Genomic DNA, 14,543 nt, shown 5'->3' with positions numbered 1-14,543 from the left:
CGGGACGGCGCGGCGTCCCGGAACCCCGCTGCTTTTCGTCAGGGTTTGTAGCGCTCGGCGGAGGAGAGTCTGCCCATTTCATCCTCTCCACCAATGAGGAGCACCTCGCCGGAGGACAGTGGCGTGGCGGTGTGATGGTGACGAGCCTGGGTCAGACACGCGGTGGACGTCCAGGTGCCGGTGTCCGGGTCATACAGCTCGGCGGAGGTCAGGGAGCTGCTGCCGTCGTGACCGCCGGCGACGAGCACCTTGCCGGAGGGCAGCAGGGTGGCGGTGTGGTAGCGGCGGGGCGAGGCCATGCTGCCGGTGGAGCTCCAGGTGTTGGCGACGGGGTCGTAGAGCTCGGCGGAGGCGAGGGTCGCCGCGGCCGGGCCCCCAAAGCCGCCGGTGACGAGGACCTTGCCGGAGAGCAGCAGGGTGGCGGTGTGGTTGGAGCGCGTCGTGCTCATGGAGGACGACGTGGCCGCCCAGGTGTTGGTGACGGGGTTGTAGCGCTCGGCCGTCCTCAGGTTGTTGGGGGGCACGCCGGTGCTGGTCGTGCCATAGCCGCCGGAGACGAGCACCGTGCCGTCGGGCAGCAGGGTGGCGGTGTGGTAGCGGCGGAATGCTCTCATGCTGCCGGCGGAGGACCAGGAGTGGGTGGCCGGGTCATAGTGCTCGGCGGTGCGGATGGAGTCGTTGCCACCAGAGACGAGCACCTTGCCGTCGGACAGCAAGGTGGCGGTGTGGTAGCGGCGCAGCGTGCTCATGTTGCCGGTGGTCCACGCCTGGGTGGCCGGATCATAGAGCTCGATGCTGTTCAGGCCGGAGGCGGAGGCGGTGATTCCACCCGTCACGAGCACCTTGCTGGTGGTCAGGAGCGTCGCGGTATGGCCATAGCGGGGCGTGGTCAGCGAAGCGGTCGCATTCCAGGTCCAGGCTCCCGTGGCCGGGTCATGGAGCTCGAAGGAGCCGAGGGAGCCGGCGCCGTCATCTCCCCCCACCACGAGCACCGCGCCTCCGGACAGCAGCGTGGCGGTGTGGTCGCGGCGGGCCTTGTTCATGTCTCCGGCGCTCGTCCAGGTGCCGGTGCCCGGGTCGTACAGCTCGACGGAGGCGATGGGAATGGATTGGGCATTGCCTCCGACGACGAGCACCTGCCCGGAGGGAAGCAGGGCCGCGGCGTGCCCGGCACGCAGCTCGGCCAGATCGGTCGTGGGGGACCAGGTGTGGGTGGCAGGGTCGTACAGCTCGGCGCTGGAGTACGGGTAGAGCCCCTCGCCCCCCGCGACGAGCACCTGACCATCAGGCAGCGGGGTGGCGGTGTGCGAGGAGCGGGGAAGGGTCATGCTGGAGGCGGCCGTCCAAGTGCCGGTGCCCGGGTCGTACAGCTCCGCCGAGGCGACAGTGCCCTCCTCCGTGTCGTTGCCGCCGGCCACGAGCACCTTGCCGGAAGGCAGGAGGGTGGCGGTATGCAGGTAACGGGGGACGGTCATGCTGGCGGTGGGGGTCCAGGTGCCAGTGGCCGGGTCGTACAGCTCCGCGCTGGAGCGCGCGCCATCAGTCCAGTGGGTGCCACCCACGACGAGCAGCCTGCCGTCGGGCAGCAGGGTGGCGGTGTGGCTCTGGCGGGGGACGCTCATGGGGGCCGTGGCGGCCCAGGTGCCGGTGGCCGGGTCGTAGCGCTCGGCCGTGGCGAGCGTGTCGCTCTCGAATCCCCCGGTGACGAGCACCTGCCCGGAGGCGAGGCGCGTGGCGGCGTGGGAGGAGCGAGGGGTTCCCATGCTGGCGGTGGGAGTCCAGGTGCCGGAGCCCGGGTCGTACAGCTCCACCGAGGACAGGTTGCTGGAGACGTAGTTGAACCCTCCGGCGACGAGCACCTGTCCGGAGGTGAGGCGCGTGGCGGTGTGCCAGGTCCGGCTCGCGCTCATGTCCGCGGTGGGAGTCCAGGTGCCCGTGGGAGGGTCATAGAGCTCGGCGGAGGCGAGCGGCGCGTCGTTGCCCTGCCCGCCCGTGACGAGGAGCTGGCCCGAGGGCAGTGGGGTGAGGGTGGGAAGGCTGCGGGCCGTATTCAGGGTGTGAGTGGGCGTCCAGGTCTTGGCGTCGGGGTCATACAGCTCGGCGGAGGCGAGCAGGCCGGAGGCGCCCTCTCCTCCCGCGAGGAGCACCTTGCCCGAGGCGAGGAGGGTGGCGGAGGCGGGGAAGCGGGGCTCGTTCGGGATGCTGGTGGGCATCCAGGTGTCGGTGGCCGGGTCATAGAGCCGGAGGTGAGGGACTCGGAGCGTGCCGCCACCAGGAGCACCTTGCCCGAGGGGAGCCGTATCGTCGTATGCCCGGAGTGTGTCCTGTTCATCGTGCCGGCGGGCATCCAGAAGCCGGTGGCCGGGTCGTACAGCTCGGCGGAGGCCAGGGAAGTGCTGCCAATGGAGCCACCCGCGACGAGCACCTTGCCATTGGAGAGCAGGGTGGCCGAGTGCAGAGCGCGGGGCTCCCCCATGTCCTCGGTGGGAGCCCAGGCGCCGGTGGCCGGATCGTACAACTCGGCCGAGGCGAGCTGGCTGCCGTAGCTGTTCGTGCCTCCCGTGATGAGCACCCGGCCCGAGGACAGCAAGGTGGCGGTGAATCCAGCGCGGGGCTCCCCCAGGCTTCCGGTGGGAGTCCAGGTGCCAGTGGCCGGGTCATACAGCTCGGCCGAGTCGGTGGCGCTCGAGCCGCCGGTGACGAGGACCTTGCCGGAAGGCAGGAGGGTGGCGGTGTGCTGGCCGCGGGGCGTGCCCATGTTGCCCGTGGGCGTCCAAGTGCCGGTGGCCGGGTCGTACAGCTCGGCGGAGGCGAGCCTGGTGGTGGAGCTCGAGCCGCCGGTGACGAGGACCTTGCCGGAAGGCAGGAGGGTGGCGGTGTGCTGGCCGCGGGGCGTGCCCATGTTGCCCGTGGGCGTCCAGGTACCGGTGGCCGGGTTGTACAGCTCGGTGGAGGCGAGCCCGGCGGTGGAGCTCGCGCCGCCGGTGACGAGGACCTTGCCGTCGGGCAGGAGGGTGGCGGTATGCCATTGGCGAGGCGAACCCATGTTGCCCGTGGGCGCCCAGACAGGCGTGTAGCTGGGGCCGGCTGGGCACGCCGCCAGCGACGCGGCTGTCCAGGGGAGGGAGGTTGATTCCTGGCGCGTGCCGCTGCCGCAGCCAGCCAGGGTGGCGCAGAGACCCGCGAGACAGAGCAGTGCGGTGATGGCTTTTCGATGCATGGTGGACCCTTCGTCCTGGTATCGAGCCCCGTATGGGCGATCGAGTAGGCCATCGTCAGGTGGAGGAACGGTTTTCACAAGGAGTATGAGAGGGTTTGCGCCGATGGGCGTTGCTGCGCGGACATCCCCCAGGGCGGGAGCACTCCCATGAGGCATGACAGGGTTTGAAGCGGGAGGGCTCGCCGCGAGGGATTGCTCCGGCGTGAAGCGCGCGTGGGGATGTCAGGGGTGGTAGCGCTCAGTGGAAGCGCGCGGGTTGAAGTCCTGCTCGCCACCGATGGCGAGCACCCGGCCCGAAGGCAGCACGGTGGCCGTGTGGTACCGGCGCTGCAGGGTCATGCAGGGGGTGGGGGTCCAGGTGCTGGTTGCGGGGTCGTACAGCTCCGCCGAGGTCTGCATGCCGGCCTCGTCCGTGCCGCCGGCCACCAGCACCCGCCCATCCGCCAACAGCGTCGCCGTGTGGTTGCGGTGGGGGGCAAGCATCGCGCGGGTGGGCATCCAGGAGCCGGTGGAGGGGTTGTATATCTCGGCGGTCTCCAGGACCCGCGCGGACTGGCCCACGCCGGGGGAGCCGTAACCGCCAGCCACCAGCACCCGCCCGTCCGGCAGCAGCGTCGCCGTATGGTCCAGGCGCGGCGTGCCCATGCGCATGCTGTAGGGAGCGGACCAGAAGCCGGTGGCCGGGTCGTACACCTCGACGCTGTGGAGGGGGGTGGCGGGCTGCCCGGTCTGCGAGACGCCGTAGCCGCCGCTCACCAGCACCCGGCCGTCCGGCAGCAGCGTTGCCGCGTGATAACGACGAGCGGTGAGCATGTTGCCAGCGCCCGTCCACACGCGGGTGGCCGGATCGTACAGCTCCGCGAGGCGTGAGGACTCATTGCCGCCGGCCACCAGCACCCGGCCATCCGCCAACAGCGTCGCCGTGTGATAGTGGCGTGGGAGCAGCATGTCGCCCGTGCTCGTCCATGTGCCGGTGAGCGGGTCGTACTGCTCGACGGAACGCAGGGAGGAGGCGGCGAGCCCTCCGGCGATGAGGAGCTTGCCCGAGGGCAGGAGGGTGGCGGTATGCGCATAACGGGGGGTGCTCATGTTCCCCGCGGCGGACCAGGCTCCGGAGGACGGAGCCAATCGCTCCGAGGAGGCAAGCGGGCCGCTGTCGCCAAAACCGCCGGTGACAAGCACCTGGCCATCCGGGAGGCGGTTGGCGGTGTGGCGGTAGCGCGGCGTGGCCAGGCTCGCGGCGGAAACCCAGGTGCCCGCATCAGGGTCGTACAGCTCGGCGCGCACGAGCTGGTTGCCGGGACCATGGCCACCCGTGACGAGCACCCGGCCATCGGCCAGCAGCGTGAGGGCGTGCCGGTAACGGCGCTCGACCATGGAGGCGCTGGCGGACCAGGTGCCCGTGGCTGGGTCGTACGACTCAGTGGAGGCGAGGATGCCGAACCAAGGGTCATACCCGCCTGTGGCCAGCACCTGGCCCGAGGGCAGCAGGAGTGCGTGGTGCTGGCTGCGGCGGTGGAGCATGTCGCCGGTGGGCTGCCAGGAGCCGGTGGCCGGGTCGTATAGCTCAGCCGAGGCCAGGGAGTTGTCAGCCGAATCGAGGCCGCCGAGGACGAGCACCTTGCCCGAGGGCAACAGCGCGGCCGCGGGTTGCGCGCGGCCCACGCGCAGGCCGCCGGTGGAGGTCCAGGAGCCGGTGGCCGGATCGTAGAGTTCGGCGGAGGCCAGGGAGTTGCCGCTCGCGCCGGTGCCTCCGGTGACGAGCACGCGCCCCGAGGCCAGTACGACGGCGACATGCCGGCTGCGCGCGCTGGCCAGGCTCCCGGCCGCGCTCCAGGAGCCGGTGGCCGGGTCGTAGAGCTCGGCGGAGGCCAGGGGGTTGCCGCTCGCGTCGATGCCTCCAGTGACGAGCACGCGCCCCGAGGGCAACACCGCGGCGGTGTGGGAGCGGCGGCTCGTGCTCATGTTGTTGGTCGTACGCCAGGAGCCAGTGGTTGGATCGTACAGCTCGGTTGTGGCCCCAAGGCCGCTGCTAGAGCCTCCCGTGAAGAGGACTTGACCGGAGGGGAGCAGGGTGGCCGTGTGGTAGGACCGGGCCATGCTCGCCTGGCCCGTGGCGTTCCAGGTACCCGTCGCCGGATTGTACAGCTCCGCCGAGTGGGTGAAGCCCCCGGCGGCGAGCACCCGGCCGTCGGGCAGGGTGATAGCGGAATGAAGGGCCCGGTGTTCGACCATCCTATCCGTTAGGCTCCACGTGACACTGGGGGGAGCGGTCTCGCAGGATGCCGTGAGCTCGTTCGTCCTGTTCGCCAGGACGGCGGGTGCGCGGACTGACTCCGCGTCGCAGCCAGCCAGGGTGGCCGCGTAGAGCCCGGCCCCCAGGCACAGCTCCCTCCAAGTCTTCGAATGCATCGGTGTTCCTCCGCAGACAGGTCTTTGCCGCCCAGCAGCGGCGCGGAGGCGATTTTTACATGACAGCCGTTGGGTTTCACCTGCAGTGAATGGATTTTTCCGTTTCGTAAGCGTTTGCTGTGTCGAGTTTGAAAAAGAGGGGGAGGCTGTCAAGGGTCCAGCGGCATGACGGAGGGCAGGAATGTTCTTCCGGAATGCAGAGAGGCTGATCCAAGCCAATGCCCTAACCATTTACGGACTGCTTGCTGCCATGGTTGGCCGTCGTGGAGTAATTCAAACCAAGACAGAACATCGGAATTTGTTCCCAGCGTGCAGCCCAATCCAAGGAAGTGTTGGTGATCCCGGAGTGCCACGTTTGCCGCCAGTTCTTTGCGCAAGAACGCCAAACAGCGAATTCAGGCTCCTGCGGGAAGGTCTCCAGGGACTTGGCGGCAAGGGCTACAGGGTGATCGGCGTTCCTCGCAGGAGAGTTGAGTGAGGCCTGGCCTGAGCGCCGCGAGGCCCGCTACACCGCCGGAGGCGCTGCCTGGGCGCGCTCCTGGCGGCGGCGGCGCATGGCGCGCCAGGTGAGGAACAGCCCCAGCAGCAGCACGAGCACCGCCGCCACGGTGAACATGACGCCCAGGCGGCTGGCCTGGGGCCGGTTGTCGTGCCACATGGTGAAGCCCGGGGCCTCGGGGTTCTTGAAGCGGTTCACCGAGATGACGGTGCGGTTGGCCTCCCGCTCCTCCGCCACCCAATGGTGCGACAGGGGGAACTCGCCTCGCGTGGTGACGAGCACCGGGCGGTAGATGTTCTGCTGCTCGCCCCGGGGGCTCCGGCCCCGCTCGACCCGCGCGCCTTGAATCTCCGCCCGCGTGAAGGTGATGGGCTCTTCCTTGCTCAGCCAGCCGATGCGCGTGAGGGTGCAGGGCCCTCCGCGCTGGCACTGGAATTCGACGCGGGCCTTCGTGTCCAGGAAGGCCAGCCCGAAGACGAAGAAGGGCACGGACAGCGCCAGGACGCTGAGGGCGCCGATGAACAGGGAGCGCGAGGGGGTGACGGAGGGCGCGGAATCGCTCACGGCCCCGTCATAGACCCGCTCCCGGGTGGGGAGCACGCGCAAACGCACGCCCGGCTCCGTTGACCGGTGCGCACCCCGCCCGCCCCGAGTGTCCACCACCGGGGCTCCGGGCTCCTTGGCGGGTGCGCTCCGGGTGAATCCAGGGCATCGACGGCATCGACGGGACTCACAGGAGGTCGCTCCATGAAGGCCGTGGCGGTGTTCCCGAAGGGCCGCGAGGTGAAGGTCATCGACGTGCCGGAGCCGAAGCTGGGCTCGCCCACCCAGGTGCGGGTGCGCACGCTCGAGGTGGGCGTGTGTGGCACGGACAAGGAGGTGGTGGAGCAGAAGCACGGCAAGCCCCCCGAGGGGGAGGACCACCTCATCGTCGGCCACGAGTGTCTGGGCGAGGTGGTGGAGGTGGGAGCGCAGGTGAAGCACCTCGCACCCGGGGACCTGGTGGTGCCGCGGGTGCGCCGGCCCTGCCCCCGCGCGGAGTGCGAGCCGTGCCGCGAGGGGTACTCGGACTTCTGCGTCACCGGCGAGTACACGGAGCGGGGGATTCAGGCGGCGCACGGCTTCTGCGCGGAATTCTTCGTGGACGAGGCGCTCTACCTGCACAAGGTGCCGCGCGAGCTGCGGGGCGTGGCGGTGCTGACGGAGCCCCTCACCATCGCCGAGAAGGCGCTGCGCGAGGTGGCGTGCGTGCAGACGCGCATGCCGTGGAAGCAGAAGGAGGTGGGCCGGGCGGTGGTGCTGGGCGCGGGGCCGGTGGGCCTGCTGGGCGCCATGGCGCTGATGCGCGCGGGCTTCCAGACGACGATGTACTCGCGCTCGCCCAAACCCAACCCCAAGGCGGAGATGTCCGAGTCGCTGGGCATGCCCTACGTGTCCTCCAAGCAGCACCGGGTGGAGGAGCTGGTGAAGCAGCGGGGGCAGGCGGACGTGGTGTACGAGGCGGCGGGCGTGGCCAGCGCGGGCTTCGAGCTGATGAAGGCCCTGGCCCCCAACGGCGTGTATGTCTTCACCGGCGTGCCCGGCCACGAGGAGGGCGAGCTGGACGAGGGCGAGCTGATGAAGCAGTGGGTGATGAACAACCAGGTGGTGCTCGGCACGGTGAACGCGGCGCCGGAGGACTTCGAGGCGGCGGTGGCGGACCTCGGACGCTTCCGGACGAAGTGGCCCGGAGGCCTGGAGCGGCTCATCACCGCCCGGCACTCCCCCGAGGACTACGCCGAGGTGGTGGCGGGCAAGAAGGGCAGCCCCATCAAGGACATCATCGTCTTTTCCGGAGGGTGAGAAACAGGTGACACTGCGTAGGTCCCCTCTCCCCCTGGGAGAGGGCTAGGGTGAGGGTCTTTCAACCCCAGAGGACACCCGCGTCCCGAAAAGGAGAAGCACATGGAGGGAGCCTGGCTGGACATCTCGGTGCCATTCGGTGAGGAGCCGCCGCCGGAGGGTGAGGGGTCGGCACCGAGGGCGGAGCTCCCGGAGAGCTCGGCGCAGCAGGCCGAGTGGCTCAAGCGCGCGGCGTGGATGGGGACGTACGTGACGGCGCCGCCGAGCCTCGAGCTGGACCTGGAGGACATGGAGCGGCTGCCGCTGAGCGCCACGGTGGGCAAGGCGCGGGTGCTGCACCTGGACGACGTGGACTGCATCCGGGCGGACTCACTGGCCGACTACGAGCCGAGGCCGGGGGAGCGGTTGCTGCTGCGCACGCGCAACTCGCAGCGCGAGTGGTGGAAGCGGCCGCACGGCGAGGACTTCGTGCGCCTGTCGGACGCGGCGGCGCGGCTGCTGGTGGAGCGCCAGGTGGCGTGCGTGGGCGTGGACTACGTGTCGCGCTCGGGCTTCCACACGGAGGGGCTGGCCGTGCACCAGATGCTGCGCGAGGCCGGGGTGTGGATCATCGAGGGGTTGGACCTGACGGACGTGAAGGTGGGGGTGCACGAGCTGGTGTGCCTGCCGCTGAACGTGAAGGCCGAGTGGGGCTCGCCGGCCCGGGCGCTCGTCCGGGCGATGCGCGACCCGGCCGTGGGGTAGACGGGCGGGCACAGGCCGTCCTCCCGTCACCTTCCGCCCCCGGGGCGCATACATCTCCTAGACGCCGCGGGGCCGCCGGAGGCGAGGACGCCGGGGCCCGTGCGCGCGGGAGGAGCCTGTATGGATGGGCAGAAGACGTCCCGCACTCCAGCCATCGAGGACCACGGCGTCATCGGGGACCTGCGCACGGTCGCCCTGGTGGCGACGGACGGGACGATCGACTGGATGTGCTTCCCCTACTTCGACAGCCCGAGCGTCTTCGCGGCGCTGTTGGACCCCGAGAAGGGCGGGCACTTCCGCATCTCCCCGGAGATGGACGGGGAGCGGGTGGTGCACAAGCAGTTCTACTGGCCGGAAAGCAACGTGCTGGTGACGCGCTTCTACTCCCCGGACGGCGTGGGCGAGCTGGTGGACTTCATGCCCATGGGGCGCGCGGGCACGGGCCGGGTGCGCGAGGTGGTGCGGCGCATCCGCGTGGTGCGCGGCGAGCTGGCCTTCCGCGTGGAGTGCGCGCCCGCCTTCAACTACGGCCGGGACGAGCACCAGGTGCGGCTGCTGCACGGCGGGGCGAGCTTCCTGTCGGAGAAGCTGAAGCTGACGCTGGTGACGTCGGTGCCGTTGGAGACGGATGGGAAGCGCGTCAGCGGGCGCTTCACGCTGCACGAGGGACAGTCGGCGGTGTTCGGCCTGCGCGAGGGCGCGCCGGACTCGTGCCATGACACGGTGATGGGGCACGAGGCCTCGGAGGCGCTGTTCCGGGGCACGGTGGACTACTGGCGGCACTGGGTGGAGGGGTGCAGCTACACGGGGCGGTGGCGCGAGGTGGTGCAGCGCTCGGCGCTGGCGCTCAAGTTGATGACGTTCGAGCCCTCGGGGGCCATCGTCGCGGCGCCCACGTGCAGCCTGCCGGAGTCTCCGGGAGGCGTGCGCAACTGGGACTACCGTTACGTGTGGATTCGCGACGCGGCCTTCACGGTGTACGCGCTCATGCGCATCGGCTTCAAGAAGGAGGCGGGCGCCTTCATGCGCTGGCTGGAGGCGCGCATCGCGGAGCTGCCCGAGGGCGAGCCGCTGCCCCTCATGTACGCGCTGGATGGGGGCGAGGTACCGAAGGAGCAGGAGCTGTGGCACCTGTCCGGGTTCGGGGGCGCCAGGCCGGTGCGCATCGGCAACGGGGCGGCGCACCAGCTTCAGTTGGACATCTACGGCGAGCTGATGGACTCGGTGTACCTGTACAACAAGCACGGGGCGCCCATCTCGTATGACTTCTGGAGACACTTGCGGCGGCTGGCGGACTGGGTGTGCGATCACTGGCGAGACAAGGACGAGAGCATCTGGGAGGTGAGGGCGGGGCAGCAGAACTTCGTGTACTCGAAGATGATGTGCTGGGTGGCGTTGGACCGGGCCATCCGGCTGGCGGACAAGCGCAGCTTCCCGGCGGACCGGGCGCGGTGGCTGCGGACGCGCGACATCATCTTCGAGGACATCATGCAGAAGGGCTGGAGCGCGAAGCGGGGCGCGTTCATCCAGTCGTACGAGACGAGCGCGCTGGACGCGGCGAACCTGGTGATGCCGCTGGTGTTCTTCCTGTCGCCGGTGGACCCGAGGATGCTCTCGACGCTGGACATCCTGCGCAAGCCGCCGGCGCAGGGAGGGCTGACGTCGGACGGACTGGTGTTCCGCTACGACGCGGAGGCGACGGAGGATGGGGTGTCGAAGGAGCGGGAGGGCACGTTCAACCTGTGCACCTTCTGGCTGGTGGAGGCGATGACGCGGGCGAGCGTGACGAGGCCGGATCTGCTGCACGAGGCGCGGCTGACGTTCGAGCGGATGCTGGGCTACGCGAACCACGTGGGGCTGTACGCGGAGCAGACGGGGGCGTCGGGAGAGGCGCTGGGCAACTTCCCGCAGGCACTCACCCACCTGTCCCTCATCAGCGCGGCCTACAACCTGGACAAGGCGCTGGGCCACCGGGATTGAGGGGGCGCGACGCAGAGGGCGGAGCAGGGAGGGCATGACCGGAGGAGTCACTCCGATGGCGTGACTTTTCGGGTCATCTCCGCGCCCGAGGCTGGTAGCGTGGCGCGCCATGAATTCCAACTCGGATGATGACAAGGTGGTTCCCTTCCCCGGTCGCCGGGCCTCCCGCTCCCAGGTGTCAGGGACTCCGGTCCTCGAGCCCGATGCGCTCTATGTCTTCAAGCTGGGACCCATTGAGACGCGGGAGGGCCGGTGCTTCGTCTATCTGGCCCTGCAAGGGGATGGGACAGCCCACGTCCCCTCGGTGGCGGAGAGCGACACCCGGGGGCTGGCCGGGCTGGCCTCCCACTTCCAGGGGCACCGCCTCTACTGCGAGCCCCGGCTGGTGCGTGCTGGGGCCTCGTATGGCTTCGTCTCACGCCCCATCCCCCCGGAGCTCTTCCCGTTTCGAGCCGTGATGGCGCTCTCCACGCAGTGGGGCCCGCTGGGCCCGAAGGAGCTCGTCCCCGAGCTCATCTCGCCGCTGCTCGAGGCGGCCAGTGACTTGTGGCGGGCCCGCCCCTGGGAGTGGTGGACGAACATCGAGGTGCTCGCGCTGCGGCTGGAGGGCCCCGTGCCTGTCTGGCGCGAGCTGTGCGTGTTGGGCAACGGAGGCGAGGAGTTCGGCTTCGCGCTCTACGAACAACCCGGCTCCGTCGAGCGCATGGGCCGACTCTCGGAGGAGGAGCGCATCCAACAGTCATTTCACCAGGGGAGCCTCGCCCTCCTCTATGAAGAGGAGCCGGCCTGGGTGCGCACCGAGGTGCGCCGGGTCACCGGCCTTCCCGTGTTTCCCGCCCCCCTGCGGATTTCGGGGGGAGACTTCGCGCCCCTGCGCCGGGAGGACCTGTTGACGCTCCTCGCGGTCGCCCGTGCCCTCGCGAGGCTCTCGCCGGAGCGGCTCGAGCTCCAAGAAGAAGTGTCGCTGGGAGGGCTCCAGGTCACCGCGCACCTGCGTGCCCACGTGCCACTCTTCACCGCGTGGCATCCCTTTCCCGAGTCCCCGCCGAAGCGCCCCCGGCCCGTGGGGCAGCAGGCCGCCCCCGTGCCCGCGGTGCCTCCCCCGCCTCGCCGCAAGATTTCCCAGACGCTCCTCTCCTTCGTCCAGCCGCTCATCCCGGAGCCCGAGGAGATGGACCCCGACCGGTTCATGACGATGCTCGACCTGGCGGTCACCACCTGGAATGCCGTGGTGCTCGACACCTGGGAGCCCGGCCAGGACAGGGTCGAGGCCACCCGGGCCGCCGTGCGGGCGCTCGCGGGGGAGGTGCGCGAGGTGTTGCTGCCCTTCTTCGAGGCCCTGGTGGAGCGCAAGCGAAGCAGCTTCCAGGAGGACCCCCGTCTGATGGGCGGACTGCGGGTCCGCTGGACCTTGGAAGGAGAGCCGCGTTTCCGGTTACAATGGCGCCTGCCGGGCACTTGAGCCGCGCCGTGCGCCGGGCCCGTGCGTCACCGGTCCGACCCGGGCCAGTCACCGGGATGTCACAGGACGAGCCGGTTACCTCCGGCTGTTTTCCCTTCAAAGGGAGACGAAACCCGAGAAGGGCGGAAGCCCGAAGGAGGGATGTCGTGAACCCCTTGGATTGGAATGGTGGGCAGTTCCTGAGCGCCTACATGCCGTTCGTGTTGGTGCTGCTGATGGCGGCGAGGGTGTGGCAGTCCACGTTGAACCATCCGTCGGAGGAGCCGCTGAGCACCGAGCTGCGGATGGATCCGTACCAGGTGGCGGCGCTGCAGCATCGCGAGGGAGCCGTGAGGGCGGCGGTGACGGCGCTGGTGCATGCCGGGGCGCTGCGCCTGGAGGATGGAGTGTTGAAGGCCGCGGGCCCTCTGCCCGCGAACGCGGTGCCCTTCGAGCGCGCCGTGCACGCCGCGCTGGCCGGGCCGGTGGGGGACGTGAAGGCGCTGAACGAGACGGTGGACAGGGAGCTGGACGGGCTGGAGGAGGGGCTCCGGCGCCGGGGCTTCCTGATGAATCCCGAGGTGGCCTCCCGGTACGGCAAGTACCCGAAGATGCTCTTCTTCGGAGCGGGGCTGGGGCCGGGGGTGCTGAAGCTGGGAGTGGGGCTCTGGCGAGGCAGGCCGGTGGGGTACTTGGTGATGCTGCTCTGCATCGCCACGGTGATGGGCTTCTGGATGCTGGGGGGCAAGCCCCGGCGCACGCGCAAGGGGGACAAGGCGCTGGCGAAGCTCCGGGCGGACAACGAGGCGCTGCGGACGACGGCGAAGGCGGACGGGGCCTGGGGGACGATGAGCAGTGGGAGCGTGGCGCTGGCGGTGGCGCTCTTCGGCACGGGGTTGCTGGCGGCCTCGGGGATGGGGGACCTGCGGAGCTACCTGATGCCCCCGGGCAGCGGGGGAGGAGGCGCGGACGTCGACTTCGGCGGCGACAGTGGGGGTGACAGCGGCGGAGGAGACGGGGGAAGCAGCTGCGGCGGAGGCTGCGGCGGTTGTGGAGGAGGCGGGGATTGAAGCTGCCAGCGGGGGTGGGGCTGGGGTGGAGGCGGCAGTTGGCGCACTACCTCGACGAGGCGCGGGGCGTGGACTTCGTGGAGGTGCTGGCCGAGCACCTGGATCCAAAGGGCCCGCTGCCGGAGCCGCTGAAGCGGTTGAAGGCGCGGGGAGTGCCGGTGGTGCTGCACGCGGTGTCGCTGGGGCTGGGGAGCGCGGAGCCGCCGGAGCGCGGGAGGCTGGACGCGCTGGCGCGGCTGGCCGAGCGGTTGGGCGCGGTCTGTGTGAGCGAGCACCTGGCCTTCGTGCGAGCGGGAGGAGTGGAGAGCGGACACCTGCTGCCGCTGCCGCGCACGGAGGAGATGTTGGAGGTGCTGGCGGAGAACGTGCGGCTGGCGGAGGCGGCGCTGCCGGTGCCGCTGGCGCTGGAGAACGTGGCGAGCCTCTTCGAGTGGCCGGACGCGGCGATGACCGAGGCGCGGTGGCTGGCGGGGGTGCTGGAGCGGACGGGGGCGCGGGTGCTGCTGGACGTGGCCAACCTGTACGCGAACACGCTCAACCACGGGACGGACGCGCAGGAGGTGCTGGAGGCGGTGCCTCGGGAGCGGCTGGCGTACGTGCACGTGGCGGGAGGGGTGAAGCGCGGGGGCCTGTACCACGACACGCACGCGCACGCGGTGCCCGAGGGGCCTCGGGTGCTGCTGGAGAAGCTGGCGGCGCGGGTGGGGCCGTTGCCGGCGCTGCTCGAGTGGGATGACCACTTTCCGGCGCCGGAGGTGCTCGGCGCGGAGCTGGAGGCGATGAGGGCGGCGCTGGCGCGGGGCGTGGCACGGTGGAAGGGCGAGGCGGCATGAGCGCGCGCGAGAGATTGGCGAAGGCACAGGCGGAGCTGGCCCGCGCGCTGGGGATGGGCGAGCCGGTGCCCGCGGGTTTCGACGCGGAGCGGGTGGGAGCGGCGGCCGAGGCGCTGGGGATGAAGCGCCGGAGGCTGGTGCAGCGGACGTGGCCGATGTTGGCGGCGGCGTTGGGAGAGGGCTTCGCCGGGAGGTTCGACGCCTGGGCGCGGGAGAATCCGTTGCTGGGGGTGGAGCCGAATCCGCTGGCGGACGGGCGGCGCTTCGCCGGGAGCCTGCGAGCGGCGGGGGCCTTCCCGGCGGAAGCGGAGGAGGAGTGGCTCGCCTTCGAGCTGCGCTGGAGGCTGACGGACGAGGGCGGACTGTCCGCGCGCCGGGGGCTGGTGGTGAAGACGGCGCGGGTGGGCAGGGCGGGGCGGAGGGTGTTGGCGGTGCGCCTGCCCGGAGGCCGGGTGCTTCGGCTCAGCGGGCCCTGACGGCGTAGAGGAAGCGGGCGTAGCCG

11 protein-coding genes are annotated in these 14,543 nt (G+C 70.5%); 7 read left to right on the top strand and 4 right to left on the bottom strand.

From position 1 onward, the window contains the following. Window positions 1-38: 38 nt before the first annotated feature. The 4 genes from ACN28I_RS29630 to ACN28I_RS29615 all read right to left on the bottom strand — a co-directional run bounded on the left by ACN28I_RS29630 (window position 39) and on the right by ACN28I_RS29615 (window position 6,743). Complete coding sequence (locus ACN28I_RS29630; protein ID WP_420948743.1) at window positions 39-2,147, bottom strand: kelch repeat-containing protein; 2,109 nt, start codon at window positions 2,145-2,147, stop codon at window positions 39-41. Beyond that, window positions 2,051-3,220 (bottom strand): Kelch repeat-containing protein, encoded by a 1,170-nt coding sequence (locus ACN28I_RS29625; RefSeq protein ID WP_420945279.1) that lies wholly within the window; start codon window positions 3,218-3,220, stop codon window positions 2,051-2,053. The genes ACN28I_RS29630 and ACN28I_RS29625 overlap by 97 nt, the downstream gene beginning before the upstream one ends. A gap of 222 nt (window positions 3,221-3,442) precedes the next feature. Next, a complete protein-coding gene (locus ACN28I_RS29620; RefSeq protein WP_420945278.1) occupies window positions 3,443-5,455 on the bottom strand; it encodes a Kelch repeat-containing protein in 2,013 nt (670 codons plus the stop codon). 682 nt (window positions 5,456-6,137) lie between these two features. After that, entirely contained in the window at window positions 6,138-6,743 is a 606-nt protein-coding gene (locus tag ACN28I_RS29615) for a hypothetical protein (RefSeq protein ID WP_420945277.1), read from the bottom strand. Window positions 6,744-6,878: 135 nt separating this feature from the next. Between ACN28I_RS29615 and ACN28I_RS29610 the strand changes: the two genes are divergently transcribed. The 7 genes from ACN28I_RS29610 (at window position 6,879) to ACN28I_RS29580 (ending at window position 14,517) form a co-directional block, all read left to right on the top strand. Next, complete coding sequence (locus ACN28I_RS29610; protein ID WP_420945276.1) at window positions 6,879-7,973, top strand: glucose 1-dehydrogenase; 1,095 nt, start codon at window positions 6,879-6,881, stop codon at window positions 7,971-7,973. A 102-nt stretch (window positions 7,974-8,075) separates the two neighbouring features. Then, a complete protein-coding gene (locus ACN28I_RS29605) occupies window positions 8,076-8,717 on the top strand; it encodes a cyclase family protein (protein WP_420945275.1) in 642 nt (213 codons plus the stop codon). A gap of 120 nt (window positions 8,718-8,837) precedes the next feature. Beyond that, window positions 8,838-10,697: a glycoside hydrolase family 15 protein gene (locus tag ACN28I_RS29600; RefSeq protein ID WP_420945274.1), complete on the top strand. Its 1,860-nt coding sequence runs from the start codon at window positions 8,838-8,840 to the stop codon at window positions 10,695-10,697. A 109-nt stretch (window positions 10,698-10,806) separates the two neighbouring features. After that, a complete protein-coding gene (locus tag ACN28I_RS29595; RefSeq protein WP_420945273.1) occupies window positions 10,807-12,159 on the top strand; it encodes a hypothetical protein in 1,353 nt (450 codons plus the stop codon). A gap of 146 nt (window positions 12,160-12,305) precedes the next feature. Next, window positions 12,306-13,208, top strand: coding sequence for a TIGR04222 domain-containing membrane protein (locus ACN28I_RS29590; RefSeq protein WP_420945272.1), 903 nt, complete (start codon window positions 12,306-12,308; stop codon window positions 13,206-13,208). Further along, entirely contained in the window at window positions 13,205-14,041 is an 837-nt protein-coding gene (locus tag ACN28I_RS29585) for a DUF692 domain-containing protein (protein ID WP_420945271.1), read from the top strand. The genes ACN28I_RS29590 and ACN28I_RS29585 overlap by 4 nt, the downstream gene beginning before the upstream one ends. Beyond that, complete coding sequence (locus ACN28I_RS29580) at window positions 14,038-14,517, top strand: hypothetical protein (RefSeq protein ID WP_420945270.1); 480 nt, start codon at window positions 14,038-14,040, stop codon at window positions 14,515-14,517. The genes ACN28I_RS29585 and ACN28I_RS29580 overlap by 4 nt, the downstream gene beginning before the upstream one ends. The last annotated feature ends 26 nt before the right edge of the window (window positions 14,518-14,543 follow it).

The organism is Archangium gephyra (assembly GCF_049060025.1).
Lineage (GTDB): Bacteria > Myxococcota > Myxococcia > Myxococcales > Myxococcaceae > Archangium > Archangium gephyra_A.
This window is presented reverse-complemented; position numbering and strand designations above follow the sequence as displayed.

Excerpts from the sequence above, each read along its gene's own strand:
- ACN28I_RS29625 (WP_420945279.1), bottom strand. The coding sequence starts at position 3,220 with ATGCATCGAAAAGCCATCACCGCACTGCTCTGTCTCGCGGGTCTCTGC.
- ACN28I_RS29620 (WP_420945278.1), bottom strand. The coding sequence starts at position 5,455 with ATGGTCGAACACCGGGCCCTTCATTCCGCTATCACCCTGCCCGACGGC.
- ACN28I_RS29610 (WP_420945276.1), top strand. The coding sequence starts at position 6,879 with ATGAAGGCCGTGGCGGTGTTCCCGAAGGGCCGCGAGGTGAAGGTCATC.
- ACN28I_RS29605 (WP_420945275.1), top strand. The coding sequence starts at position 8,076 with ATGGAGGGAGCCTGGCTGGACATCTCGGTGCCATTCGGTGAGGAGCCG.
- ACN28I_RS29600 (WP_420945274.1), top strand. The coding sequence starts at position 8,838 with ATGGATGGGCAGAAGACGTCCCGCACTCCAGCCATCGAGGACCACGGC.
- ACN28I_RS29595 (WP_420945273.1), top strand. The coding sequence starts at position 10,807 with ATGAATTCCAACTCGGATGATGACAAGGTGGTTCCCTTCCCCGGTCGC.
- ACN28I_RS29580 (WP_420945270.1), top strand. The coding sequence starts at position 14,038 with ATGAGCGCGCGCGAGAGATTGGCGAAGGCACAGGCGGAGCTGGCCCGC.